The following is a 25,661-nucleotide window of genomic DNA, read 5'->3' as shown; positions in this document are numbered from 1 at the left end:
ATTAATTTTATCTTGATACAGATAAATAGTTGTTCTTTGATCTTCACAATCCCTTTTTTCAACTCCCGGCTTCTAAACTGCTTATGTCGGAAGAACTTATCCTGAAATCATCTTATTTTGTTTTATCAAAGTCTTCAGGTAAGATATAATTGCCGGTAAAAGGATCGAGATACACTTTGGGTCCTAAGGTACTCTTCTTTTTATTTGATAAACTTACGTCTATAACTGCACCAATAATGCCTCCAACCAAACCTCCTGCCGCTGCACCGATCGTGACTCCACTTGCAGAAGCTTCAGGGAACAAATCAGATTTTGTTACTTCAATAAAAACACCGTTTTCATTTTTGAAAATCTCTGTATAGCCTACCGGGATATTTTTAAAGGCCATCCCGTTGTGGACGAAAGCATAAAAATTTCTGATTGCCTTTTTTTCCTCTCCTTTTACCGCTTTCGTAACAATGCCTTTATCATTCGTCTGCAAAATAAACCCGGGCTCAGGATTGTGGGTAAAAAAGCTATAATAGTCTTTGTAAACCCCGTCTTTTAATTCGTCTGCTTTTAAAATACTAAGTTTTTCTTTTAATACAGCAGTATAGTTCGGCAGATCGATTTCTGCAATACTAATTTCCCAGGGTGTTGCTTTATAGGATTCTTTAAACAGATCCGTAAGAATCAAAGTCGTCTTTCTTGCTAAATTTTGTCCTATATAAGGTGTTGTACGTGATGAAACCGTAACTATTGTATCTTTTCTATCCATAAAATGATAGCCATCTTCTTTCTTAATGAAAGTACTTGCCTTTAATTCCAACCTGCCGATAGAGTATTTTTCTTTTTTATCTTCTGAAATATTTAATTTTTCCAGCAAAAGAACCATATCATTATTCCCTCTTACTGTATTGTATTTATAAAACCAATCTTTTATGTCTTTGCCGGCCTCATTTTCAAACCTGATTTTTACCTCATCCTGATGAGACATGACCATTCCAACCTCCTGCTCTGCTCTTTGATCGATCACCGTGAAGCTTTTGATAGAGTTTTTACCGTCTTTAATAGATTTCGAAAGATCAATAGTTTCTATTTTCTGACCCAATAATACTACCGAAAACAATAAAAAGAAAAGAGTTTTTTTCATATGTAAACTTTCCTGTAAAAGTAATTTTTTTGTTGTAAAAATTAAACGGCTCTCACAGAAAATTCTGTGAGAGCCGTCCAACATTAAAAAAATAAACTATTATGGGCTTTGTCTAGGCCCCTGAGTATTGTAACTTCCGTGAGGTTTTCTTTCATTCATTTTATCTCTCATCATCCCTTCAGATTGAAACAATTTCAGAACTTTTTGACAGGGTATTACCTGTTGCATTTTATCTGCATATCTCTTCCTGTTATCTAATAATTTCTGCCCTAAATCAAAACTTTGTTGCAATTTCTCTTTAGCTTCTTCATCTGATAATTTTTCAGGATCAGATTTCAGGTCAAACTGACTTTTTATCTGCTTCTGACTTTCCAGATATTCGTTATAAAGCTGTGTAAATTCTGCTTTATCGCTCTGATCAATGTTCAGATTATCCATGATCATATTATTTCTGAACTTCTTAAGAAGATCTTTTCTTTCTTCCGGAGAAAGGTTATTGATGACCTCTTTTCTTTGTTTGGGATCCATCTTTTTCCAGTCATAGTCAGATCTCTGAGCATTCAGCCCAAAACCATAAATAATAAAAAACGTCAATATTATCTTTTTCATCTTTCTTTATTAATTATATAAATCCAAATAAACATCCTGAGTCGAGTTGCTTGCCAATTCTGAAATTTCAGAATTTGAAAATGAATCCAGATAATCATTCATTTGGGTTTCTTCTTTTTTTGTAACAGTTTTCACCGATGTGGACGATCCTGTTGTTTTTTCATCTCCATTTCCGTCTTTAACGGCATATGTAGAATTATTTTTCTGATTTTCAATTGTTTGATTGCTATTTTCAACAGAAGTTAAATCAGATTTTAAAGTTTCATAGGCTATTTCGCTTTCGTTTCTAGGTTCGCCTTTATTAACGGCATAGGTAGTTTTAGAGTTCAGATTCTCTTCCACCGGGCTGTTATTATCGGAATTGAAAACATAAGTTGCACCAAAGATCAACGCCAGTGATGCCGCTGCGGCATACATCCAGTTTAGCTTAAAGACAGGTGCTTTTTTACTTGTCTTTATATCGTTCATAACCTTATCCTGAATATTATCAAACAAATTATCAGGAACTGTGTAAATGTTCTTACGCTCTAGTTTTTCTATGTTGAACTCTTTCATCTTTGTTTTGTCAAAAATTATCTTTCGTAATTTTCTTTAATATACTCTTCAATTTTCTGTTTGGCATAATGATAATTAGTTTTTAGTGTGCCTACAGACATATCTACAATTTTAGATATCTCTTCGTAGGGTAAATCATCATAATACCTCATCATAAATACAAGTTTTTGCTTTTCCGGCAGGCTTTGTATTGCATTTTGCAACAAAACCTGTATTTCCTCGGCGTTTCCTTCTGTATTATCGGCTACAAGATTTTGCATATGATACTCTGCATCTTCATCCGTCTTTTTCATTTTATTCATTTTGTTGACCTGCTGTAAAGCTTCATTGGTAGCGATTCTATACAGCCAGGTATACAACTGACTATCATTTTTAAACTGATGAAAATTCTGATAAGCTTTTATAAAAGTCTCCTGCAGGGTATCCTGAGCAAGATCTCCGTCTACGATAATTCTTCTTATGTGCCAGTACAATCTACTTTGATAGGCATCCATCAAGGCACGGACACCTTTATCCTGGGTCCGTGGATTCTGCATCAACGAAATTATTTCCGTGTCCTTAATCTTCATAGGTGCCTGTCACTGTTTTAGATTACAAAAGTAATTGAAAGTTAAATTATTTAATCATTTTTTAGTTTAAATATCAAAATAATATCAGACACTTACGCAATAAACGTGCCTATGTAAAAGCCCGGGTCGTTTCTCTGGGCTTCCTTTTTAAAACTCGACTTAAAATCTTATATTTGTTAGATGCAAACTGTAATTATCGGTTCCGGAAATGTAGCCTATCATATGGCTAAAGCTTTTACAATGAAAGGTATTCCTTTAGCCCAGATTTTTGGCAGGAACGAAAAAGAATTGAGCACTATTTCTAAAGAAATAAACATTCCTTATTCCACAGAAACCCTGAAAGATGCAGATCTGTATATTATCTGCGTAAGTGATAATTCTGTAGAGGAAGTTTCTAAAATCATTACAAAAAAAGACTGTCTGGTTGCCCATACTTCAGGCTCCCTTCCCAAAGAAGCTTTAGCGGGAGAATACAGAAAATCAAGTTTTTATCCATTACAGACATTTTCAAAATCAAAAGAACTGGAATATGAAAAAATTCCGTTTTTCATTGAAACTGAAAATGAGGAGGATCAAAAAATATTATTTGATCTTGCCTCTCAAATTTCAGAAAATGTAATGAAAAGCAATCATGAAAAAAGAAAATATATTCATCTGACTGCCGTTTTTGCCTGCAATTTTGTAAATCATCTTTTTTCAAGAGCCAAAGAAATTTCTGATTCCCAGAACATTCCTTTCCATTATTTTTTACCCCTGATTGATGAAACGGTCGGGAAAATTCATGAAATTGAGCCTAAGCTGGCACAAACCGGACCTGCAGTAAGAAATGACATAAGAGTTTTACAATTACACGAGCAGCTATTAAAAGACGAAAGTCTTGATATTTATAAAACAATGAATCATTCTATTCAAAAAATGTATGAGCTATAAAGAGAAATTAAAAGATATCAAAGCATTTGTATTTGATGTGGACGGAGTTTTCACAGACGGCAGTGTTTATCTGATGCCCGGAGGAAACATGTGTAGAGTTATGAATGTACTGGATGGCTATGCAGTAGTTAAAGCATTAAAAAACAATTATTTAATAGGCGTTATTACCGGTGGAAATGATGAAATGGTAAAGCACAGAATCAATTACCTCGGAATCCAGGATTACTATCCGAAATCTCATAATAAGCTTAAAGATTTTGAAGATTTTAAGAAGAAATACAATCTTAAAAACGAGGAGATTCTGACAATGGGAGATGATCTTCCGGATATCCACATTATGGAAAACTCTGCGATTGCGGCATGCCCGGAAAACGCGGTCCCTGAAGTAAAAGGAATTTCTCATTATATTTCTCCTAAAAAAGGGGGAACCGGCGCTGTACGTGACGTCATTGAGCAGGTAATGAAAGTTCAGGGAAACTGGCACGATGATAATACTCAATCTGTATAATTATGAAATTACTTTTAGCATCGCAATCACCAAGGAGAAAGGAACTTCTTTCAGGACTTGGTTTTGATTTTGAAGTAGTAAAAATTGACTGCGAAGAGCTTCTCCCGGCACATATCAAAATCGAATCAGCCGCGGCTTATTTATCAGAATTAAAGGCAGATACTTTCAGAGTTTTGACGGAGGACGAGGTTTTATTAACTGCAGATACCGTTGTAGCTATTGATAACCAAATACTTGGAAAACCCGAAGATCAGGTTGATGCCCAAAATATGCTCCGCAGTCTTTCCGGAAGAACGCATCAGGTCTATACCGGAATTACTATAAAAACCCAGTATACAACCTATACAGAAACAGATGTTGCAGAGGTAACATTTGATGAAATAACCGACGATGAAATAGCTTTTTATATTGAAAACTATAAGCCTTTTGATAAAGCAGGAAGCTATGGCATTCAGGAATGGTTGGGAATGGCTAAAATCACCCAAATGTCCGGGAGTTTTTATACTATCATGGGTCTTCCCACTCATATTGTCTACAAAATTCTGAAGGAAATTTCTGCGGTTTAAACATCATGGAGGCTGTTCATGAACATTATGAAAATTTATAAATATTTCCGGAAGAAATATAAATATTATTCATTATAAAATTTTATTATTTTTACAAAATCATCAAACTGCTGATAATAAAAAGCAGATTAGCCAGTTATATTGAATAATGAAAAAGAATATTTTGTTCCTTCTGGTCATATGTCTTGTTGCTTCTTGTGCTACGAAAACAAAGAAGCCGGAGCAGCGATCCAAATTACTGAAAGGATTTTCCACATATTACAACACTCTTTTTAACGCTAAAGATGCGTTAAACAGTGAGTTTACGAACCGGGATAAAGGACATAAAGATAATTTTTATGCTCCCTATATCTCTATTCTTACCTTTGAAGAGCAACCGTTAGGAAGTGATCTTGGACAATCTACAGCTTTTGCCGAGAATTCGATGAAGATGGCTGAAGTTGCCAACAAACCGTCAGGAAGAGGCAATTCTGGAATACCTAATATTCCCGGGATGCCAGGCCAAAACCAAAACAACAATGCCCCGGGAGGTCAGAATGGTGATCAGGGACCAACAAAAGGAGCCACCACTCTGGAAATTGCGGAAGCAAAGGCACTGAAAGCAATTAATAAGTACTCAGTTACCAGAAACGGTGAAGAGAAGAATAAACAAATCTTTGATGCTTATATCATCCTTGCGCAGTCAAGAATTTATCAAAATAAGCCGCTTCAGGCACTGGATGCCCTCAATTATGTTTTCACTCATATGAAAGATGATAAGAGAGTTCCATTGGCCAGAATATACCAGGGAGTTGCTTTTGATAAAATCAAAGATTATCACAGAGCCCATGAAACTTTTGCTAAACTGAAAGGGGAAAATATCAATAAAAGCTATGCAAAACTACTGAGTATCTACTATTCAGAATCCTTGTTGGATGCAGGGAAAAAAGAAGAGGCAGCCAAAGAGCTTGATGTGGCTTTTGACCTGAACTCTGATAGAAAACTCAAAAGTAGAATTGCGTATCTGAGGGGCCAGGTAGCAGAAAACCTGGGACAAAATGATAAAGCAAGAGAAAGCTATACTGCTGCCTACAAATATGCGAATGATTTTGAATTTGAAGTAAAATCTCAAATTGCCATTGCGAAAACTTTCAATGGAAAAGGGGATTATAATGGGGCAAAAAGTTATCTGGAGGGAATCAGCAAAAAAGGAACTTATGCTTCCCGAAAAAACGAGTTTTACTATGCTCTGGGACTGATGGCCAATAAAGCAGGAAAAAAGGACGAGGCACAGGATTTCTTCAGAAAATCCTTATTTGAAAAGGTTTCAGATCCGCAAATACGTGGATTGGCTTATTATGAAATCGGGAAAAGCTACCTTGAGAAAAATGATTATATCGGTGCCGGTGCTTACTATGATTCTGCACTTGTTGTGATGACCTATGAGCCGTCTAAGATTCTATTGAAAGATCAGTCCGAATACATCAAGAAAATATCAAAAAATTATTATCTGATCAAAAAGAATGATAGTATTCTTTCTCTGGCTAAGATGAATGATAGCCAAAGAACTGATTTCTTTGCCAAATACATTACGAAACTTAAAGCCAAAGAAGAAAAAGAAGAATTGGAAAGAAAACGTGCAGAACGAAGCAAAGGTTTTGATACCGGAGACTACAATGCCAATTCCCTTTTTGCTAAAAGCGGTAATTCATTCGAAGATTTTGGGGTGACCACTAAAGGTTTTTATTTCAGTAATATCGGAACGGTAAGCAAAGGAACTTCTTCGTTTAAACAAATCTGGGGAGAAAGAGGGCTTTCGGATAACTGGCGATATTCTAAAAAAATGGCGTCTATTGAAGATCTGAAAAATGAAGCTTTGGGAGTAACTTCTGCTCCTAATCCAAGACGTTTTGAGCCGGCTTTTTATATTGAGCAGATTCCTACAGATCAGGGAAAACTGAGCCAGTTAAAAAAGGATAGAGATACGGCTTCTCTGGGGCTTGGTATTATGTATCAGAATTATTTTACCAATACTCCCCTGGCGACAAAAACGTTATATGATCTTGTAGATGTAAAACCGGAAGAAAAGGTAATGCTTCAGGCTTTATATGAGATTTTTGCCATGAACTACGAGAAAAACCCGCAAATTTCCGAGCGGGCCAAACAAATTCTTTTAACCGATTATCCTTATACTTCATATGCAGAGTTTGCAAGAAATCCTAAGAATAACTCTTTCGTAAAATCAACAGAAGAGGTAGAAAATGAGTATAAAAAAGCATATGCATTATATGAATCGGAAAAATTCGGGGAAAGCATACAGGTAATAGATCAGGTTCTTCAAAAGTATCCGAAAGATGCACTGGTTCCTAAACTTAATTTATTGAATGCTTTCAATGCGGGTAAATCCAGTGGCAAAGAAGTCATGATATTACAGCTTGAGCAAATTGCCCTCAATTATTCAAAGACACCTGAAGGCATAAGGGCTAAGGAAATGCTCAACTATCTGAAAAGTGATCTTAGCTTCCAGGCAACCGATAATAAGGGAAATACTATACCTCAACAACCCGGAATGCCAAATCAGCCGAATCAGAATCAGCAGCTCAATAATAATTCCCAGATGATGAATAATTCTCCTCAAAAACCGGGAGAAGCAAACAATTCGCAGATTTTGGATCCAAGTTATCAACAGGGACAAAAACCAAATAATAATCAACAGCAGGCACCAAAAAAACCTAATAATTCGAATGCTCCTGCTAAACCACAATAAAATAAAAAGCGAAGAAAAAATCTTCGCTTTTTATTTTTATAGACAATACCTCTACCCTACTTTATGATTTCTTTTTTACCCCATGGAAGTCTTTTAAATAAAATGGCTCAAAATAGGCCATATCCTCCACTTCCTTATTCTCAATTTTTTCAAGAGTTCTTTTGATGAGATATTGGGCAGAAGGATAAACATCCTCTTTAAAATCTGCATCCGGGAGGTTCAGAATTTCTTTAGCCTTCCTGGCACCATCTCCCAAGAATACCACTTTTTTATCTTTGAGTTCTTCAAAAGAAGTTTCGTCCAGAATTTTGGCTTCGGTCTCAGAAATTTCTTTTCCTGTCTGACCGTCATACGTGGCCGTATACACCTCCATTCTCCTCGCGTCGACTAATGGCACTATCAAATCATAGTTTTGTCCTAAAAAAGGCTCTATCATGCTTTCCAGAGAATTTACCGCAATCAGAGGAACTTTCAGTCCATAGCAGAAACCTTTTGCAGAAGAGGCACCGATTCTTAATCCGGTGTAGGAACCTGGCCCTTTTCCCAAAGAAACAGCCTCAATTTCTTTAAGTGAAATTCCTGCTCCTTCCAGTGCCCATTCCACATAGGTGTGCAGGCTTTCAGACTGTTTATAATTTTCAGAAACTTCCTCACAGAGGCACAGTAGTCTTTCATTATCTGATACTGCTACTGAACAGTTTTTTGAAGAGGTTTCAAGATATAGAATTTTCATTTTTTTGTTTTAAGCTAAATCGTGAAATTGGTATAGACAAAATCACTTTCTAATTTTTGCAAATTTAATCCTTTATTTTGATACTACTTTCGGTAGATTGTTCTGGGCTCAGCCTGTGCGCTTGGATAGATTGTCATATCAGCAATGGTAACGTGTTTTGGGGCATTGATGCAATAGGCAATAGCATCAGCAATATCTTCTGCCTTCAGAGGTTCATATCCTGCATATACATGGGCTGCTTTTTCGCTGTCTCCCTTGAACCTGATCATCGAAAAGTCTGTTTCCACAGCTCCTGGCTGAATATTGGTTACTTTGATTCCAAACTCGGTAAGCTCAAGTCTCATTCCTTCCGAAATTACATCTACTGCTTTTTTAGAAGCACAATACACCACACCGTTTGCATAAGTTTGTCTTGCTGCCACAGAACTGATGTTAACGACATGACCTAAATTCTTAGTTTTCATGAGTGGGATGATCATTTTGGAAACATACAAAAGTCCTTTAACATTTCCATCGATCATAGAATCCCAGTCATCCGTCTTTCCCGCAGAAAGAGGATCTAAACCATGTGCATTACCTGCATTATTGATCAGAACATCAATATCTTTCCAGTTCTCAGGAAGGGAGTTAATGGCAGCTTCAACTTCTTCCAGATTTCTAACGTCAAACACTAAACTAAATATTTCGGTATATTGAGATAACTCTGCTTTCAATGATTCCAACACTTCAATTCTTCTTCCACAAAGGATGATTCTGTTTCCCTGTTTAGCTAATAATTCTGCGGTGGATTTTCCTATTCCGGAAGTCGCTCCGGTGATTAATATTGTCTTCATAAAACGAATTAATTATTTGATGTAATAATGTGTGATCATTATTGTAACACTTATAGATTGCTAAACTGATACATTATTTACTATATTTTTTAAGGTCAATTTGCGTCGAATGCCTGAAAAGCATCGGCAATATGATCAATACTTAAATTTTTATTTTCATCCGGCAGAACGGAAATAATATCAAACCTCACTTCATTATCTTTTTTAAATTCTTCCATATAATGGTTAGCAGCCAAAACAATTGATCTTATTTTGGTTTTGGTAACCGCTTCATGCGGTAGCATAAATACATCTGTAGATCTGGCTTTCACTTCTATAACAATAATCAGATTATCTTTTTCAGCAATAATATCGATTTCTGCTTTTTGAAAACGAAAATTTCTGGCCAGAATTCTATAGCCATTTTTTTGAAGATACTCCGCAGCCATATCTTCTGCAATTTTTCCAAAATCATTATGATCTGCCATAGCTGAAGTGGGAGAGTTATTGAGTTTGAAAGCAGGAGTGAGCTACCATTCGATTTTTACTTTTGAAGCGATATTCAACTTCGTTTTGCTACCAATAACAAGAGGCCTGTTATCTTTAATATGCCCATTAGGGAAACCAAAAACAACAGGGAATTTATATCTGGAAAGTCTTTCTGATATTAGTTTATAGGCAAATTTATCAAAGCTAGATTCAAAGTCTTTATTGTCTTTTTCATCCCCCATATTGGTCATCCCACCAACAATAAGTCCCTTAATTTTTTTAAAAACCCCAGCGAGCTCAAGGCTCATGATCATTCGGTCTAATGCATAATAATTTTCTCCAATATCTTCAATGAATAAAATCTTATCCTTAAACTCAAAAGAGTAGGAGGTTCCTAAAAGGGCATAGATAAGGGCTAAATTTCCTCCGATAAGTTCTCCCTCAATATTTCCTTTTTTATTAAGTGCATGAGATGGTAAGCTGTATTTTAGCGTTTTCCCTTTCAGGATATCAAAGATGAGATTGTAACTTTCGTCAGTCACTCCAAAGCTTGATGTTTTTATGGTTTGTCCGTGAATGGAAGCAACGCCTTTTTTCAACAGGTAACTTTGTATAACGGTATTGTCAGAATATCCGATATACCATTTTGGGTTTTCAATAAAATTTTTCAGCTTCAGATGCTGAATCAGGTGCTGGCAACCATAGCCTCCTCTTGAGGCCCAGACTGCACTGATTTCTTTATCATTTAAAGCCCAGTTGATATCCTTTATTCTTTCCTTTTCTGTACCTGCATAATTGTAGCCGTTTGAAAATCTGGTGTAAAGATGTTCTCCCAAAACGGGTTCGAATCCCTTGTTTTTAATCATTTTTATTCCCTTTTCCAGCTGAGAAGGTTCTACTGCTCCCGCGGGAGAAATTACGGCAATTTTGGCCCCTTTTTTCAGGGGTTTTGGAAAGATTATTTTTTTCATTTTGTTTTTTGATATTTTACTTCTTTTTTCTCGGCTTCTTCAAGTCTTCTATCAAATTGATTGAACTTTTTGAAACTCTGTAAAAAGATAAAGAAACTGAAAATAATAAGAATCACACCAACAATTCTTCTGATCCGGTTGGCCAGTTTCTGGGTAAGTTTATCGTGAAATTGTTTTGCAAGAAATATTTTAGCAAGATCAATACAAAGATAGGTTCCGATCACAATGCCTATATATAAAATAAAACTACTGGTGTCCGGATATTGATTCCTTACAGAAATAACCGTTACCAGCCAGAAAAGAATGACTCCAACATTTAAAAGATTAAAGAAAAAACCATTGAAAAAAGTTTTAATATAATTTTGGCTTATGATCTTATCTTCACCGGGCATGTGCATCTTGGTTTTAGTGACCAGCATTACAATTCCGTATACGAAAATAAGGATAGAAGTAATCCTGTAAAACCCCGGATGTTTATCAATTAAAGTAACAATATCAGCACTGGCATAATAGGCTGCTACAATACATAGTAAATCTGCAGTGATAACTCCAAGATCCAGTGATAAGGCATGTTTTGGGCCTCGGGAAAAGCTGGTTTCAATTAAAAGGAAAAAAATAGGTCCTATAAAAACCAGACTCAGCATGAATCCTAATATAATGGCAGATAGTACAAGTTCAAGCATTTAATAAATTTTAAAATGAAAAAAAATTCATTTCGTTTCATACAAAGTTATACTTTATGATTTAATTATTCAATAAAGATGTGATATATCAACTTTATTTTGACCCGGGATCAGGAAAAGATTTTTTGGAAGGAAGGCGGAATCCCGGAAAGGGAAGGAGTTATAGAAAATGAAACAGAGATAAGATATCTAATCAGTCTAAAGCTCATTAATAACAAAGAGGTCATTCCTGTTTTGGAACAACCTCTTGTATAGTTAAACTTGATTGTTAATTTAATCAACAATCTTAAAGTCCAATTGCTTTTGAATTAAATTGGCTTTCACCACTTTAATCTGTACTTCATCTCCCAACTGGTATTTATTTCCATGTCTTATTCCGTATACAGCATGAGTTTTTGCATCATACATATATGAATCATCTACCAGGTCTCTCAACTTGATCAGACCTTCAGCACCATTTTCAGGGATTTCTACCCAGAAACCAAATTCAGCAACCCCGGAAATAACACCCTTAAATGTTTCACCAAGGTGTTTTTCCATGAATTTTACCTGCATATACTTAATAGAATCTCTTTCTGCATCTGCCGCAAGTCTTTCCATAGCACTGCAGTGTTTTGCCTTTTCTTCAAGCTCCTGTTTTGCCGGAGATTTTCCTCCATCCAGATAATGCTGAAGAAGACGATGGGCAAGTAAATCGGGATAACGGCGGATAGGAGAGGTGAAGTGGCTATAATACTCGAATCCAAGACCATAATGTCCGATAGGTTCTGTGGAATACACCGCCTTACTCATACTTCTCATCGCCAGTGTTTCAATCATATTTTCCTCACCTTTACCTTTTACGTCATGAAGTAATTTATTCAGGGACTCTGCTACTTTTTTGGTATTGGCAAGGTCCATTTTATATCCGAAGGTAGAAACAAAGTCTCTTAACGCTTCTAATTTTGCAGGATCCGGATCATCATGAACTCTATAGATAAATGTATTATTGGTAATCTCACCTTTTCTGGTCAAAGAAACAAATTCAGATACTTTTTTATTGGCTAGAAGCATGAATTCTTCAATCAGGTGGTTAGAGTCTTTACTTACTTTAAAATATACCCCGATCGGTTGATTATTTTCATCCAGATTGAATCGTACTTCACTTCTGTCGAATGTGATTGCCCCTTTTCTGATCCGCTCGTTACGCATGATCTTCGCAAGTCCGTCAAGAGTGTTAATCTCCTCAGCCAGATCTCCTTGCCCTGTCTCAATGCGCTCCTGTGCTTCCTCATAAGTAAACCTTCTGTCAGAATGAATGACTGTTCTTCCAAACCATTGTTTCTGAATCTCCGCCTTATCATTCAGTTCAAAAACCGCAGAGAAAGTGTATTTATCCTCATTGGGACGAAGTGAACATACATCATTACTCAGCACCTCCGGCAACATAGGTACCACTCGGTCTACCAAATATACCGATGTAGCTCTCTGATATGCTTCATCATCCAGAATTGTTCCCGGAACTACATAATGAGAAACATCGGCAATATGGACACCGATTTCCCAGTTTCCGTTTTCCAGTTTTCTCATAGACAGGGCATCATCAAAGTCTTTCGCATCTTTCGGGTCTATGGTAAAAGTACAGATGTCACGCATATCCCAACGTTTTGCGACTTCCTCATCCGTGATACTTCTGTCGATCTTATCTGCATCCAGCTCCACCTCCTGTGGAAATTCGTAAGGAAGTCCATATTCAGCGAGGATAGAGTGGATCTCTGTTTCATGTTCTCCCGGAGCCCCCAATACCTGGATAATTTCTCCTTCAGGGTTTTTATCTCCCGGTCTCCATTCGGTCATTTTTACGATAACCTTGTCACCATCTTCGGCATTATTAAACTTTGTTTTGGGAATAAAAATGTCGGTATTGATTGATTTTTTATCACAAACAACAAAGCCAAAATCTTTGTGGGCAACCTTTTGAAAAGTTCCTACAAATTCAGTTCTGGTTCTCTCCAAAACTTCTAAAACGGAACCTTCCAGTTTCTTTCCTTTATAATGATAAGTTATAATAAGAACCTTATCTCCTTGTAAAGCATCCTTTACATTTTTCGCATGAATGAAGACATCGTCTTCCAGTCCTTCCACCTTAACGTAGGCATTGCCACTTTGATTGAAATCGATAATTCCGGTAAGGGTTCCGGCGATTTTCAAATTCACAATATATTTTCCTTTTTCGACTTCCTTAATTTTTTCGGAACCCTGAAGTTTATGCAGTGCCTGGATGACAAGTTCCCGCTGTCTTGGGTTCTTGTAATCTATCCCATCTGCGATCTGTTTATAATTATAAATCTTGGATGAATTTGCATTCATAAAACGGAGAATCAGTCTCCCGATCTCCATCATCTTTAAATCATTTTTATGACTTATATATTTTCTTTTTTTTGGCATTCTAAATTTTTTAAATTGTTTTAGGTCCTTTTCAAAATTGAACCCAGTCTGAATTTTTTCTCTCTATAATAATATAAAGGTAATTCAATTTTTATTATTTGATTTGCTATCGTAATTCATTAGCAATTTCCTTGCTATTTATTTATAACGGGAGCTTTAGTTTTGTATAAATTTACTACAAATATGGAGAAGTAAAGAGAAAAACCTTCTATTAAATATCCTTTAAATTGAAGAAGGGTTCTGTAGAATAATAGACTGTAATTTCTATTGGACACTGCAAATGTACAAATAAAAAATAAATAAGGCCTGTAAATCGATTTACAAGCCTTAGTATATTTAGCAAACTGCAATTTTGTCAACCCTGTTCTGGTGTCTTCCACCTTCGAAATCCGTTGACAGAAATTTATCTACAATTTCAATAGCCAGTTCCTTTGATATAAACCTTGCCGGCATTGAAATCATATTGGCATCATTATGTTGTCTTGCCAGTGTTGCAATCTCCGGCATCCAGCAAAGAGCACATCTGATCTTTTGATGTTTGTTCGCAGTGATCTGAACACCGTTTCCGCTTCCGCAGATCAAAATTCCCAATTCATTTTCTCCGTTTTCAACAGAAGTTGCCGCAGGGTGTACAAAGTCCGGATAATCCACACTGTTTGTGGAAAACGTTCCAAAATCCTGAACTTCAAACTTTTCTGAAAGGTAGTTTTTAACAATCTCCTTATATTCATAGCCTGCATGGTCCGCTGCAATAGCAATTTTTCTTTTCATAATACTTGTATTAAGCCTTTTTAGATTTTATTTCCTTACAAAGGTAAGAATAATAACAATTCGTGTTAGTAAACCGGGGATTAATTGTGAAAAGCGATGTTAGTAAGTGTGGAAAACTTTTACCAACTTTCTATTTTTAAACTTCAATTTATTTCGTAATAGAAATCTTTTCCGGAATTTTTAACCACAACTTTCCGGATGTTTTCTTCAGCTATCCCCAGGCTTTTCCATAATAAAATAACTAATATTATCATTTATCTTAAGTTATCCACAATTGTTAATAAGTGCCTGAAAATGCAGGTTTACAAGGATTTATGTTGTGAATTAAATATGAATTGAGTACGAGTTGAGTATGGTAAACTTTAAGCCTAAAACTTATCCCCGATACTAACAATACATAACAACAACAGCATTATTCTTTTTTTAAAGAGATAAAAAATGTTGATTAGTGAATGACTGACTTCGGGGAAAGTTTTTGAAAACTTTTAATTTAATCAATCTGTTGAAAAAGTTTAAAACCTTACATTTGTGAAACGAAAATTCAATGAAATGTATGAAATCGCGATGGAGAAAAATCCTGCAAAAGGAAACAAGTTGGATGGCAGCGATGATATATGATCTTTGAGAAAAATAAATCTACAGTATGAAAACAATCAATGATTTTAATTTTAGAGACAAGAAAGCTCTGGTAAGAGTGGACTTTAATGTTCCGCAGGATGATCAATTCAAAGTAACCGATAACACAAGAATCGTAGCAGTGAAACCTACGGTTGAGAAAATTCTTAAAGATGGCGGTTCCGTTATCTTAATGACTCACCTGGGGAGACCAAAAGGTGAAGCTAAAGATGAGTTTTCTCTTAAACATATTGTAGGTGAAGTTTCTGCAGTTCTGGGTCAGGAAGTTAAATTTGTTGATGAATGTGTAGGAGAAAAAGCTGAGAAAGCCGCTTCTGAATTGAAAACCGGGGAAATTTTATTGTTAGAAAATATGCGTTTCCACAATGAAGAAGAAAAAGGAGATGAAGGGTTTGCTGAGCAACTTTCTAAACTGGGAGACGCTTATGTAAATGATGCCTTTGGTACTGCTCACAGGGCTCATGCTTCTACAGCGGTTATAGCTAAGTTCTTTAATTCAACTAAGTTTTTCGGTTTATTAATGGAGAAAGAATTGAAAGCAATAGATAAAGTCCTTAAAAGTGGTGAAAGACCTATTACAGCTATTCTGGGTGGATCTAAAGTTTCAACTAAAATTACCATTATAGAAAATATTCTTCCTGCAATAGACAATTTGATCATTGGAGGTGGTATGGCATTTACTTTTATTAAAGCTCTTGGTGGTAAAATAGGAAACTCTTTAGTTGAAGAAGATAAGCTTCCGTTAGCTTTAGAGATTTTAGGAAAGGCTAAAGAAAATAAAGTAAAAGTATATCTTCCTTCTGATGCAATTATTGCCGAAAGTTTCAGTAATGATGTGGAAAGAAAAGAAGTTGATATTTATGCGATACCCGAAGGTTGGATGGGATTGGATGCTGGTCACAAATCCAGAGACCAGTTCAATGATGTGCTATTGAACTCAAGAACAATACTTTGGAACGGACCAATCGGTGTTTTTGAAATGTCAAACTTTGCCGGAGGAACCATTGCATTAGGTGAAAGCATTGCAGAAGCAACAAGATTAGGAGCTTTTTCTTTAGTAGGAGGGGGTGACAGTGTTGCTTTCGTTAAGCAATTTGGATATGCCGATCAGGTGAGTTATGTTTCTACTGGTGGTGGAGCAATGCTTGAAAGTCTGGAAGGACTCGAGCTTCCCGGGGTAGCCGCAATCAACAATTAATAAAAGAATTTCTATAGATAAAACCTGCTAATTAAATTAGCAGGTTTTTTTTATTTTCCATCTTATTTTTAGGATTCATTTACGATCGTTTACAGTGGATTTTCCACCATATTATCTTTAGAATATTTCATTTTTTCATCAATTTTGGCCAGTTATCCTGTTGTTTAGAATCAGGTAATTATTATTATATTAATTGTATTTGGTATTATTATTTGTCATTTGTATAATGATTAAATCATTTTTTAAAGATACTAATTGATACTAATTCCATGTGCTGGTAGAGAATTTCGTAAAATATTTTGGTGATAAGGATTTCTTTTTTACTGTTATTTTAGAGATATGCTATTTGATTTCCCTTTATTTTTCCGGCTCATCTGCTAGTAGCATTGACAGGTCATAACGTATAGTTATAATTAAAAGTTATAACATTTGTAAGTTAGATTTTTAGTAAGAACGTCTTATTCGCCTGGATTTTTCTTGTAAAATTTAATTTTTTTGCGAAGATGAAATTTTTTTTATATCAGTTTTATTTGTTTCTCTGCAGAATTTAAAAGTATTTTTTCACGTTTTTTTTAAGTCGGAATGTTTGTTACAAGGATTTTTCTTGGGGAAATTTTTCATTCAAGATAAAAAAGTTTGTGAAGTATTTTTGAAATTGGCAACCAGAGAATTTTATGAAGTTTTTTATTTTTTTTTAATAATGACTTTTTGATAAGATTTTTTTTGACAGGAAATGAGATTATTTTTTAAAAGTTATTTGGTATCTGATATTAATTTTAAAAAAGAGTAGGGGAGTGCATTGTTTTTCTATCTTAATATTTTTATGTTACTAAAAAAATGGTTTGCGAAGATATTTTCTTTTGGAATTTCTATTTTCTTATATTTTGACGTGTTTGATTTGCTTGAATTAATTATACTGGATTTTGTAGCATAATTTATTTGCTTAATTTTTACTCTGAGATGTTTTTCTAAAATCATAAATCAAGCAATAGTCTTCAGATATTTTTCTGGTCATGTTTTGATCGTTGTGTCTTATTCATTTTGTTTTTTTATTTTTCTTAGGTAGAGTAGGAGGAGAAAAAATATTTAACTCCTTGATTTAAAATTATTTTTTGTTCATGGTTATATTTTTTGAGAAAATACATTATATGCATAAAATAAAAAACTCAGGACAAATTCCTGAGTTTTTGTTTTTTTTGAAGAAAATGCCGAAAATTGACCATCAGAAATGGCTCAAAAATCAACTTTCTATCTTTTTTCAATAATATATATCAAACTTGAAAATTCGTTTGAAAAAAGAGCTTTTATGTTCGAAATCGTTCCGTAGATCGTCGCCTTAAGCCAAAAAAGAGGTGATTTTTTATATTTTTCGCTCAACATAGAGATATAATACGAGTCCAGAATCAATGGTTTGATTTTTCTCATTTTCCAGTGTGAATTTTTGGAAATTAAATTTTCCATTCCATTTTTTGAGAAATGATAGATATGTCTGGGTACATCATATGCTGCCCAATATTCTTTATAATGTATAGCATCATATGAAGTTGGGTTAGGAACTGCTATAATGAGTAATCCTTTTTCTTTTAACTTTCTGTGAAAAATATCGAGCATCTCATCTTGATTTTCGATATGTTCAAATACATGCCATAAGGTGATAGCATCCAGGCTATGATCTTCGATTTTTTGAATATTATCCAGAATTTGAGCTTTGGTTATCTTACTCTCCGCGGCTTTTCTTGCATTTGTATTGGGTTCGAAACCGAATGTTTCAAAATCTGTTTCTATGTATTTTACAAATTCTCCCGCACCACATCCATAATCGAGAACTTTGGATCCCTTTTTTATTCTATCTACCAGTATATTTTTTTTATACTGAAGATTAAAAGACTGAAGAAATTTATATAATTTTTCTTTTAGGCTTCCTGAATCTTGATGGTGAGAAATATAATCTTCACTTTCATAGTACCTGGAAATATTGGATGGAATAGGGGAGGTTTTGAATACACCTTTCGTTTCTGTTTCTTTGATTTCAAATATTTCCTGTGAAAGAAAATGATCTTTTATTTTCATTAGAACTCGTTATCTTTTATATTAAAAAATTAAGATATTCAAAAGCAATTTTAACGCTTGTAAATACCTTAATTTTTGTTTTAAATTATAAAATGTTTCACGTGAAACATTTCTTTTTTAACGTCCTAAATACACTAGTAAAACGTTTATATCGGCTGGTGAAACTCCGCTTATTCTTCCTGCTTGTGCAATAGTCTTTGGACGTACGTTTGTCATTTTCTGTTTTGCTTCTGCAGAAAGGCTGGATAGCTTCGTATAATCAAAGTCATCCGGAATTTTAATGTTTTCCAGTCGGTTTAGTTTGGCAACATTTTCTTTTTCCTTCTCGATATAGCCTCTGTATTTGATATTAATTTCAGTTTGCTCCCTTACTTCATCGTTGTATTTTGATGAAGCTTCTTTAATAAAGTCAATTTCATCGAGTTTTTCTAAAGTCATATTAGGTCTGGTAAGAATCTGGGAGGCTCTATATGCCTGGTCTACGGGTCTGCTTTCTATAGATTCTAATATAGGATTAATGACTCCTGGTTTTAAAGAAGTTTCACGTAAAAATTCTTCAAGTAGTTGACTTTCAGATATTTTAGATTCTACTTTGCGTAATCTATCTTCTTTTGCGAGTCCTAACTGGTATGCTTTCTCCGTTAATCTGATGTCTGCATTGTCTTGTCTTAAAAGAAGTCTGTACTCGGCACGTGAAGTAAACATTCTATAGGGCTCTTCTGTTCCTTTTGTAATAAGATCATCAATTAATACTCCAATATAGGCTTCGTCTCTGTTCAGAATAAAATCACCTTTTTCATGAACTTTATTATGAGCATTGATACCAGCGATTAATCCTTGACCTGCAGCTTCCTCATATCCGGTTGTTCCATTGATTTGGCCCGCGAAATACAAATTATCGATTAATTTTGTTTCTAAGGTATGTTTCAATTGGGTAGGAGGGAAGTAGTCATACTCGATAGCATAACCTGGTCTGAAAACTTTCACGTTTTCAAATCCTGGAATATGTTTCATTGCTTTGATCTGTACATCTTCAGGAAGGGAAGAGCTGAATCCGTTTACATAAATTTCAACTGTTTTCCATCCTTCAGGTTCTACGAAAAGCTGGTGTCTGTTTCTTTCTGCAAAACGGTTAATTTTATCTTCGATACTTGGGCAATATCTTGGCCCTAAACTTTGAATTGTTCCGTTGAACATTGGACTCCTGTCGAAACCTTCTCTTAAAATATCATGTACTGTTTCATTCGTATAAACGATATGACAACTTAATTGTTTAGTTAATTTAGGAGTATCAAGATAACTGAACTTTTGAGGATTTTCATCTCCTTTTTGTTCTTCCATTTTGGAGTAATCTAAACTTCTTCCATCTACTCTTGGGGGAGTACCTGTTTTCATTCTTCCGGCTTCAAATCCTAAAGAAACTAATTGTTCAGTTATTCCAAAAGCTCTCGGTTCACCCATTCTTCCTCCACCTAGTTGCTTATCTCCAACATGAATTAATCCATTAAGGAAAGTTCCGTTGGTGAGTACAACAGATTTTGCTTTGATCTCAATTCCTAAAGAAGTAACAACTCCGGTTACTTTATTATTTTCAACAATTAACTGTTTTACCATATCCTGAAAGAAATCAAGATTGGGAGTATTCTCTAATGCTAAACGCCATTCTTCGGCAAAAAGCATTCTGTCATTTTGGGTTCTTGGTGACCACATTGCAGGACCTTTTGAAAGATTCAGCATTTTGAATTGGATGGCAGATTTGTCTGCTACAATTCCGGAATATCCTCCCATTGCATCTATCTCTCTTACGATTTGTCCTTTTGCGATTCCACCCATTGCGGGGTTGCAACTCATCTGTCCGATGGTCTGCATATTCATTGTAATTAAGAGTGTTTTTGAACCCAGATTGGCGGCAGCTGCTGCTGCTTCACAACCGGCATGTCCGGCACCTACTACAATGACATCATATATTTCTGAAATCATTTTTATCTCGCTTGTTAAGCTTTAAACTTTATCTTTTTTAAACCAATGTTTCACGTGAAACATTTTTGGAGAATGCACTGTAAGTAAACTTATATTGTTGCTATATTTGAGTACTTTACATCAGGGACTTTAAGTGATTGTTCAATTTTAAATCGCTGAATTCCGATATTTGGTTAAGTACAAATCCTCCATTCTTCGCATCTCTTTTTCCTCTTCTTCTGTCTTGTCTTTATAGCCTGCTAGGTGTAAAATTCCATGGGCTAAGACTCTTCTTAGTTCTTCTTCATAATCTCTTGAAAGGGTAGAGGCGTTATCAGAAATGCGCTGCAAAGATACAAAAATCTCGGCGCTTATTGTTTTACCTTTTACATAATCAAAAGTGATGATGTCGGTATAATAATCATGCTGTAAATAATCCTGATTGATCTTTAGAAGATATTCATCATCGCAGAAAATATAATTGATTTCACCTAGTTTTTTTCCTTCTGAAAGAATGAGATCTTCCAACCATTTTTTGTAATCTGTATTTACCGACTCTGGTAAATTTTCGTAAAAGAATTGTATCATTTTTTTAAAACCAGTGCCCTAATATAACACTGAATATACCTTTTTGATTGTTTTTAAGTGAGTGGCTAAAGTTTACCTTAATCTGCCCGAAAGGAGATTTGTACCCTGCAGTAATTCCTAATGAGCTATAATTTACTTTAACTGCATCCTCAAATTTGATGTCGTTGGAAAGATTGGCAAAGCTAAAGTTTCCGCTGATAAAATAGTTTTTATTAAACCTGAACTGGATATCATTTGAGGCAATAATCACATTATTAGTATGAAGCTGGGCAAAATAAAACCCACCAAAGCTTTTAAAATTAATAATATTTTGCTCAAAGATCCCTCCCAGTCTATATTGGTAGAATTGAGGAAGATTTTCACCAATAGTTATTCCTCCGAATAAATTAAGACGATAGGTAAATTGTTTCCAAAGCGGAATATTTATTCTAAGATCTGCTTTTATTTGAATGATCCTTTTATCTACTTCCGATTTTAAAAGATCAATTACTTTTCCTTCAGCTGAAAAATAAACCCCTTTTGTAGGGAATTCTTTATCGTCCTGGGTATCGCTCTTTAAGAATATGTAGGGGTTTAGAAAGCGTCCGTTACGCTTATTATCGCCATTAATTTCCGCTGTAAAGTAATCGTGGCTTATTCCACCTCCAATAGCGAATTTGTCCTTCCAGATTGACTGTATATAGGCCTCATTTCTGGTCCATGACCATTTATCGGAAACATTATTGTCTACATTTTTAAGATCAAAGCTCATTCCGGAAGAATAAATCCCAAATCCCGGAATATATCCGTTATCAATAAAGTAATTCAGGTAATATCTGAGTCGGTCTCCTACAATAACATCCACGGATAAATTCGAATTTTTAAACAAAAGTCTCTTGGCTGAATAATTCAGAAGAAGTCCTGTTTTGAAAACTTCATCATAATGTAACCCGAATTTTAAAAAGTGTCGGTCATCGTCTTCGGTGACATAGAGCTTTAAATAATTGGCATCATTTTCCTGAACGATATCATAGTTGATGAATTTGTAGTTGTTGGTAGCAACCAGCTTATCTACCATTTTATTGACATTACCATAGGTCTGAAGAGAGGGGAGACGGAGCCCCATTTTCCCTAAAACATAGTTTTTTCCGTATATTTTGCTTCCTTCAATAGAAATACTGTCTATTTTATAAACATTGGAATAAATAGGGTTTACACGCTGTCTCAGGCGGTCAAAAGGACGTTTTGGGAGCTCATCCAGTATTTTGGTGTATTTTAAGCCTTCCGCATAGCCGCTATCGAGGATCTTTTTCTTATCATCATAGCTGGTGGCAGACATGCCCTTCAGGTTAGGTTTGATGTTGATATCTGTATATTTATACTGTTTTCTGGTATCTTTTTTTATTCCAAAATCGATAACCTGGTTCAGAATAGATATAATATTATTTAAATCTTCTCTTTTTGAAAGATCCTGATTCAGATCAACACCGATGACAATATCAATGCCTTTGTCTTTTAAAGGTTTTGATGGATAATTTACCGTCATTGCACCATCAATATAAATACTGTCACCAATTTTAACAGGATCCATTAAAGATGGAAAAGCGGAACTGGCCATAATGGACTGTACCAGATCTCCTTTCTCAAAAATCTGCATATTTCCACTTTCAAGGTTAGTAGCAACGCATAAGAAAGGAATAGGCATTTTAGAAAAGTCGTCAATATTGGCAACATTTTTAAAAAGCTCCTTTAATAAATATACGTTTCTTTGTCCTGTGCTGATGGAAGAGGGCAGTGATATCTTTCCATTTTTAAGGGGAATGGATAAAAGATATTTATCTACAGATTTATTGAAAAAACTTGCTTCCTGTCGGGATTTGGGATCCATAATTAATGAATAGAAATCGGTATCCATCACAATTTTTTCAATTTCTTTTCCTGAATATCCCGATGCATAGAGTCCGCCAACAATGGCTCCCATACTGGTTCCTGCAATATAATCTACTTTTACTCCTAAAGAATCCAATACCTTAAGTACTCCTACATGCGAGAAACCCTTGGCACCACCACCGGCAAGCGACAGTCCTATTTTTGGATTTTTCGGTATTACTAAATTCTTTTTTACCTGAGAATGGATCAAAAGCAGCTGGAATACAAAAAGTAGAATCAGGAGTTTTCTCATAGTTAATCTTTTATATAGATCCTTTTCACCCGGGGCGAAATGGAAGTTAAAACTTCATAGGTTATTGTTTTGCAATAATCTGCAAATTCTTTTAAACTTGGTTTTGAGTTGAAAACAGTTACCGTATCACCTTCCTTTATGTTGGGAACATTTTCTACATTAATCATCATCATATCCATACAGATATTTCCTACGATAGGTGCCAATGTTTTATTGACTCCCAGATGTCCAATCTGGTTTCCGATCAATCTTGGAATACCATCTGCATAGCCTACAGGAACAGTGGCAATTTTTGTCAGATGATCTGCTTTATATCTTCTGCTGTAACCCACGGATTCTCCACTTTCAACCATTGATATCTGTGAAATTACGGTTTTAAAGCTTACCACAGATTGTAATTGTTTCTGAATTTCAGGATTTGAAGATTCTCCCAACATTCCGATTCCGATTCTTACCATGTCATATTGATGATCAGTATAGCTGGTAATTCCTGAAGAGTTCAAAATATGACGGATAGGAGTGTACCCCAACTTTTCTATTAAGTCGCTTGAATTTTTTTCAAAGACCTCAAACTGTTTCAAAGTAAAATCTTTTTCTTCAGGCATGTCTGATGAAGATAAATGAGTAAACAGGCTCTGTACTTTAAGGTTTTTGTCACTTAAAGTTTCGCTGAGCTGATCCAATTCAAAATCTTTAAAACCAAGACGGTGCATTCCTGTCTCCAGTTTAATATGAATAGGGTATTTTTTATCATATCCGGATTTTTGTACAGCTTCGTAGAATAATTCCAACACTCTGAAGCTATAAATTTCAGGTTCCAGATTGTATTCAATAATAGTTTGATAGCTGTGTTGCTCAGGATTCATTACAATGATTGGAGTTGTGATTCCCTTTTTACGAAGTTCAACTCCTTCGTCAACATAAGCCACCCCCAGATAATCTATATGATGGTGTTGTAAGAATTCTGAAATTTCATAACTGCCCAATCCGTAAGCATTGGCTTTTACCATCGCCATCATTTTGGTGTTGGGTTGCAATAATGATTTATGATAGTTAATATTATGAAGAATTGCATTAAGGTTAACTTCCAACACGGTATCATGTTTTCTGAGCTCAAGAATATCTTTAAGCTTTTCGATTTCAAATTTACGGGCTCCTTTCAGAAGGATAATCTGATTTTCTAATTCAGTAAGATGTTTACTTTCGATGAGTTCTCTGGTATCAATAAAAGTATATGTTTCAGATTTAAATAATTCACTAAACTTTGAAATCTCATCACCAATGAGAAACACCGAATCAAAATGCTGTTCATTTACCAGCTCAGAAACTTCTTCGTACAATTCTTGTGAGTTGGCATTCACTCCTACAATATCTGTCAGTACCAAAGATTTTTTAGATTTGTTGTACTCGTTCAAAAACTGAAGGGCAGTCTTTAAAGAGTCAAGATCTAAATTGAAAGAATCGTTGATGATAATATTGCCTTTAATTCCTTCGATGGATTCAAGCCTCATTTCAACGGCTTTTAAAAGGTTGATTTTTTCGACGATCTTTTTATTTTCGATGTTCAATACCTTAAGGATGGTAATAAGCGCCAGAGCATTGGTTAACGTGGCTTCGTCTCTCTGATGAGCCGGAAAACTGATTTCTTCCCCAAAATATTCAACAATAATATTTTCATCTTTGGAAATATTGTTTTTGATGAATACGTTGTTCTCTTTTTGTAAGCCGTAAGAAATTAATTTTCTCCCGGCATATAATTTTTTTATTTTTTGGTCTACTATCGGATGGTCCCCATTATAGATGATGACTTTGGAATCTTTAAAAAGTTTAATTTTTTCATCAATCAACTCTTCTTCGGAAGAAAAGTTGGCGGCATGTGCCGTTCCGATGTGAGTCAGCAATCCGATCTCGGGATGGAAAATATGTTCAAGTTTTTCCATTTCTTTCGGATGAGAAATTCCTACTTCAAAAATTCCCAGCTGATGAGAATTATTAATTTGAAGTAAAGAAAGGGGAAGACCAATCTGAGAATTAAAACTCTTAGGGCTTTTTACCGTCGGAAATTCGTTCCATAAACATTGGTACAACCATTCTTTTAAAATAGTCTTTCCATTACTTCCGGTAATTCCTATCGATTGTAAATGAGAATTCTCGAAATGATACTTTGCTAATTTTTGAAGAAAAGCTATCGAATTTTCAACGATAATCCAGGTAATATTTTCAAACTGAGGATATTGATGTTCCGAAATAATCACATTGATTCCCCTATCGATTGCAGCTTCAATAAATTTTTCACCGGAATTTTTATGTGTATTGATGGCGATAAAAGCAGTATTTTTTATCGAGTAAATAATCCTGCTATCATAAGCAATATTTTTGATCAATACATTTTTATCACCAATAATCTGGCTATGGGTGATTTCTGCAATTTGTTGTACTGTATAGTTCATTGGTGCCCTTTCTGCTTTATTTTTTTTGGTGAAATTGCAAAAAGGTAAAATCACAAAGAGATTGGAACCGATCAAATGAAATGAGGTCTCCTTTTTGA

At 35.0% G+C, this 25,661-nt stretch carries 21 protein-coding genes; 5 read left to right on the top strand and 16 right to left on the bottom strand.

Annotation, left to right across the window (positions count from 1 at the left end; all coding sequences use genetic code 11):
* Positions 1 to 112: 112 nt before the first annotated feature.
* From C1631_RS18490 to C1631_RS18475, 4 genes are all read right to left on the bottom strand, one after another.
* Positions 113 to 1,132: a hypothetical protein gene (locus tag C1631_RS18490; RefSeq protein ID WP_123966739.1), complete on the bottom strand. Its 1,020-nt coding sequence runs from the start codon at positions 1,130 to 1,132 to the stop codon at positions 113 to 115.
* Positions 1,133 to 1,231: 99 nt separating this feature from the next.
* Positions 1,232 to 1,741 carry a hypothetical protein gene (locus C1631_RS18485; protein ID WP_103247696.1) on the bottom strand — a complete coding sequence of 170 codons (510 nt, stop codon included), beginning with the start codon at positions 1,739 to 1,741 and terminating at the stop codon, positions 1,232 to 1,234.
* A 9-nt stretch (positions 1,742 to 1,750) separates the two neighbouring features.
* Positions 1,751 to 2,296 (bottom strand): hypothetical protein, encoded by a 546-nt coding sequence (locus tag C1631_RS18480; RefSeq protein WP_103247697.1) that lies wholly within the window; start codon positions 2,294 to 2,296, stop codon positions 1,751 to 1,753.
* Between the two features lie 17 nt (positions 2,297 to 2,313).
* On the bottom strand, positions 2,314 to 2,865 hold the full coding sequence (locus tag C1631_RS18475; RefSeq protein ID WP_109713667.1) for an RNA polymerase sigma factor: 552 nt from the start codon (positions 2,863 to 2,865) through the stop codon (positions 2,314 to 2,316).
* A 180-nt stretch (positions 2,866 to 3,045) separates the two neighbouring features.
* Here C1631_RS18475 and C1631_RS18470 point away from each other — a divergent pair, with 180 nt between their 5' ends.
* The 4 genes from C1631_RS18470 to porW all read left to right on the top strand — a co-directional run bounded on the left by C1631_RS18470 (position 3,046) and on the right by porW (position 7,615).
* Positions 3,046 to 3,795 carry a Rossmann-like and DUF2520 domain-containing protein gene (locus C1631_RS18470; RefSeq protein WP_109713665.1) on the top strand — a complete coding sequence of 250 codons (750 nt, stop codon included), beginning with the start codon at positions 3,046 to 3,048 and terminating at the stop codon, positions 3,793 to 3,795.
* Positions 3,785 to 4,303 carry a KdsC family phosphatase gene (locus C1631_RS18465; RefSeq protein ID WP_103247698.1) on the top strand — a complete coding sequence of 173 codons (519 nt, stop codon included), beginning with the start codon at positions 3,785 to 3,787 and terminating at the stop codon, positions 4,301 to 4,303. The genes C1631_RS18470 and C1631_RS18465 overlap by 11 nt, the downstream gene beginning before the upstream one ends.
* 2 nt (positions 4,304 to 4,305) lie before the next feature.
* On the top strand, positions 4,306 to 4,869 hold the full coding sequence (locus C1631_RS18460; protein ID WP_103247699.1) for a Maf family protein: 564 nt from the start codon (positions 4,306 to 4,308) through the stop codon (positions 4,867 to 4,869).
* A gap of 148 nt (positions 4,870 to 5,017) precedes the next feature.
* Entirely contained in the window at positions 5,018 to 7,615 is a 2,598-nt protein-coding gene (gene porW, locus C1631_RS18455; RefSeq protein WP_109713663.1) for a type IX secretion system periplasmic lipoprotein PorW/SprE, read from the top strand.
* 61 nt (positions 7,616 to 7,676) lie between these two features.
* Here the strand turns inward: porW and tsaB are convergent, their stop codons facing one another.
* From tsaB to rpiB, 7 genes are all read right to left on the bottom strand, one after another.
* The gene (gene tsaB / locus C1631_RS18450) at positions 7,677 to 8,348 is read right to left on the bottom strand and encodes a tRNA (adenosine(37)-N6)-threonylcarbamoyltransferase complex dimerization subunit type 1 TsaB (RefSeq protein WP_103248483.1); all 672 of its coding nucleotides are present in this window, start codon (positions 8,346 to 8,348) and stop codon (positions 7,677 to 7,679) included.
* Positions 8,349 to 8,431: 83 nt separating this feature from the next.
* Positions 8,432 to 9,181, bottom strand: coding sequence for an SDR family NAD(P)-dependent oxidoreductase (locus C1631_RS18445; RefSeq protein ID WP_103248482.1), 750 nt, complete (start codon positions 9,179 to 9,181; stop codon positions 8,432 to 8,434).
* A 95-nt stretch (positions 9,182 to 9,276) separates the two neighbouring features.
* A complete protein-coding gene (locus C1631_RS18440; RefSeq protein WP_103248481.1) occupies positions 9,277 to 9,648 on the bottom strand; it encodes a YraN family protein in 372 nt (123 codons plus the stop codon).
* Between the two features lie 42 nt (positions 9,649 to 9,690).
* Positions 9,691 to 10,620, bottom strand: a complete 930-nt coding sequence (locus C1631_RS18435) for a S66 peptidase family protein (RefSeq protein ID WP_103248480.1) — start codon at positions 10,618 to 10,620, stop codon at positions 9,691 to 9,693.
* Complete coding sequence (locus tag C1631_RS18430) at positions 10,617 to 11,303, bottom strand: LysE family translocator (RefSeq protein ID WP_103248479.1); 687 nt, start codon at positions 11,301 to 11,303, stop codon at positions 10,617 to 10,619. Before C1631_RS18430 ends, C1631_RS18435 begins: the two co-directional genes overlap by 4 nt.
* A gap of 273 nt (positions 11,304 to 11,576) precedes the next feature.
* A complete protein-coding gene (gene rnr / locus C1631_RS18425; RefSeq protein WP_103248478.1) occupies positions 11,577 to 13,730 on the bottom strand; it encodes a ribonuclease R in 2,154 nt (717 codons plus the stop codon).
* Positions 13,731 to 14,066: 336 nt separating this feature from the next.
* Positions 14,067 to 14,501, bottom strand: coding sequence for a ribose 5-phosphate isomerase B (gene rpiB, locus C1631_RS18420; RefSeq protein ID WP_109713661.1), 435 nt, complete (start codon positions 14,499 to 14,501; stop codon positions 14,067 to 14,069).
* A 643-nt stretch (positions 14,502 to 15,144) separates the two neighbouring features.
* Between rpiB and C1631_RS18415 the strand changes: the two genes are divergently transcribed.
* Entirely contained in the window at positions 15,145 to 16,335 is a 1,191-nt protein-coding gene (locus C1631_RS18415) for a phosphoglycerate kinase (protein ID WP_109713658.1), read from the top strand.
* Positions 16,336 to 17,583: 1,248 nt separating this feature from the next.
* Here C1631_RS18415 and C1631_RS18410 read toward each other — a convergent pair.
* The 5 genes from C1631_RS18410 to C1631_RS18390 all read right to left on the bottom strand — a co-directional run bounded on the left by C1631_RS18410 (position 17,584) and on the right by C1631_RS18390 (position 25,563).
* Complete coding sequence (locus C1631_RS18410; protein ID WP_103246692.1) at positions 17,584 to 18,405, bottom strand: class I SAM-dependent methyltransferase; 822 nt, start codon at positions 18,403 to 18,405, stop codon at positions 17,584 to 17,586.
* 117 nt (positions 18,406 to 18,522) lie between these two features.
* The gene (gene mnmG / locus C1631_RS18405) at positions 18,523 to 20,385 is read right to left on the bottom strand and encodes a tRNA uridine-5-carboxymethylaminomethyl(34) synthesis enzyme MnmG (RefSeq protein WP_103246691.1); all 1,863 of its coding nucleotides are present in this window, start codon (positions 20,383 to 20,385) and stop codon (positions 18,523 to 18,525) included.
* 147 nt (positions 20,386 to 20,532) lie between these two features.
* Complete coding sequence (gene ybeY / locus C1631_RS18400) at positions 20,533 to 20,952, bottom strand: rRNA maturation RNase YbeY (RefSeq protein WP_109713656.1); 420 nt, start codon at positions 20,950 to 20,952, stop codon at positions 20,533 to 20,535.
* A gap of 4 nt (positions 20,953 to 20,956) precedes the next feature.
* On the bottom strand, positions 20,957 to 23,113 hold the full coding sequence (locus tag C1631_RS18395; protein ID WP_103246689.1) for a patatin-like phospholipase family protein: 2,157 nt from the start codon (positions 23,111 to 23,113) through the stop codon (positions 20,957 to 20,959).
* A gap of 2 nt (positions 23,114 to 23,115) precedes the next feature.
* Positions 23,116 to 25,563, bottom strand: coding sequence for a bifunctional UDP-N-acetylmuramoyl-tripeptide:D-alanyl-D-alanine ligase/alanine racemase (locus C1631_RS18390; protein ID WP_103246693.1), 2,448 nt, complete (start codon positions 25,561 to 25,563; stop codon positions 23,116 to 23,118).
* Positions 25,564 to 25,661 lie beyond the last annotated feature (98 nt).

It is taken from the genome of Chryseobacterium phosphatilyticum (assembly GCF_002899825.2).
GTDB classification, from domain to species: Bacteria; Bacteroidota; Bacteroidia; order Flavobacteriales; family Weeksellaceae; genus Chryseobacterium; species Chryseobacterium phosphatilyticum.
The sequence above is the reverse complement of the archived record's forward strand: the minus strand, read 5'-3'. Positions and strand labels throughout refer to the sequence as shown.

What these genes read in the sequence shown, in the direction of transcription:
- C1631_RS18390 (WP_103246693.1), bottom strand. Translation starts at nt 25,563, where the DNA reads ATGAACTATACAGTACAACAAATTGCAGAAATCACCCATAGCCAGATT.
- rpiB (WP_109713661.1), bottom strand. Translation starts at nt 14,501, where the DNA reads ATGAAAAGAAAAATTGCTATTGCAGCGGACCATGCAGGCTATGAATAT.
- C1631_RS18445 (WP_103248482.1), bottom strand. Translation starts at nt 9,181, where the DNA reads ATGAAGACAATATTAATCACCGGAGCGACTTCCGGAATAGGAAAATCC.
- C1631_RS18435 (WP_103248480.1), bottom strand. Translation starts at nt 10,620, where the DNA reads ATGAAAAAAATAATCTTTCCAAAACCCCTGAAAAAAGGGGCCAAAATT.
- mnmG (WP_103246691.1), bottom strand. Translation starts at nt 20,385, where the DNA reads ATGATTTCAGAAATATATGATGTCATTGTAGTAGGTGCCGGACATGCC.
- C1631_RS18475 (WP_109713667.1), bottom strand. Translation starts at nt 2,865, where the DNA reads ATGAAGATTAAGGACACGGAAATAATTTCGTTGATGCAGAATCCACGG.
- C1631_RS18395 (WP_103246689.1), bottom strand. Translation starts at nt 23,113, where the DNA reads ATGAGAAAACTCCTGATTCTACTTTTTGTATTCCAGCTGCTTTTGATC.
- ybeY (WP_109713656.1), bottom strand. Translation starts at nt 20,952, where the DNA reads ATGATACAATTCTTTTACGAAAATTTACCAGAGTCGGTAAATACAGAT.
- porW (WP_109713663.1), top strand. Translation starts at nt 5,018, where the DNA reads ATGAAAAAGAATATTTTGTTCCTTCTGGTCATATGTCTTGTTGCTTCT.
- C1631_RS18430 (WP_103248479.1), bottom strand. Translation starts at nt 11,303, where the DNA reads ATGCTTGAACTTGTACTATCTGCCATTATATTAGGATTCATGCTGAGT.
- C1631_RS18470 (WP_109713665.1), top strand. Translation starts at nt 3,046, where the DNA reads ATGCAAACTGTAATTATCGGTTCCGGAAATGTAGCCTATCATATGGCT.
- C1631_RS18480 (WP_103247697.1), bottom strand. Translation starts at nt 2,296, where the DNA reads ATGAAAGAGTTCAACATAGAAAAACTAGAGCGTAAGAACATTTACACA.
- C1631_RS18490 (WP_123966739.1), bottom strand. Translation starts at nt 1,132, where the DNA reads ATGAAAAAAACTCTTTTCTTTTTATTGTTTTCGGTAGTATTATTGGGT.
- rnr (WP_103248478.1), bottom strand. Translation starts at nt 13,730, where the DNA reads ATGCCAAAAAAAAGAAAATATATAAGTCATAAAAATGATTTAAAGATG.
- C1631_RS18415 (WP_109713658.1), top strand. Translation starts at nt 15,145, where the DNA reads ATGAAAACAATCAATGATTTTAATTTTAGAGACAAGAAAGCTCTGGTA.
- C1631_RS18465 (WP_103247698.1), top strand. Translation starts at nt 3,785, where the DNA reads ATGAGCTATAAAGAGAAATTAAAAGATATCAAAGCATTTGTATTTGAT.
- C1631_RS18440 (WP_103248481.1), bottom strand. Translation starts at nt 9,648, where the DNA reads ATGGCAGATCATAATGATTTTGGAAAAATTGCAGAAGATATGGCTGCG.
- tsaB (WP_103248483.1), bottom strand. Translation starts at nt 8,348, where the DNA reads ATGAAAATTCTATATCTTGAAACCTCTTCAAAAAACTGTTCAGTAGCA.
- C1631_RS18485 (WP_103247696.1), bottom strand. Translation starts at nt 1,741, where the DNA reads ATGAAAAAGATAATATTGACGTTTTTTATTATTTATGGTTTTGGGCTG.
- C1631_RS18410 (WP_103246692.1), bottom strand. Translation starts at nt 18,405, where the DNA reads ATGAAAATAAAAGATCATTTTCTTTCACAGGAAATATTTGAAATCAAA.
- C1631_RS18460 (WP_103247699.1), top strand. Translation starts at nt 4,306, where the DNA reads ATGAAATTACTTTTAGCATCGCAATCACCAAGGAGAAAGGAACTTCTT.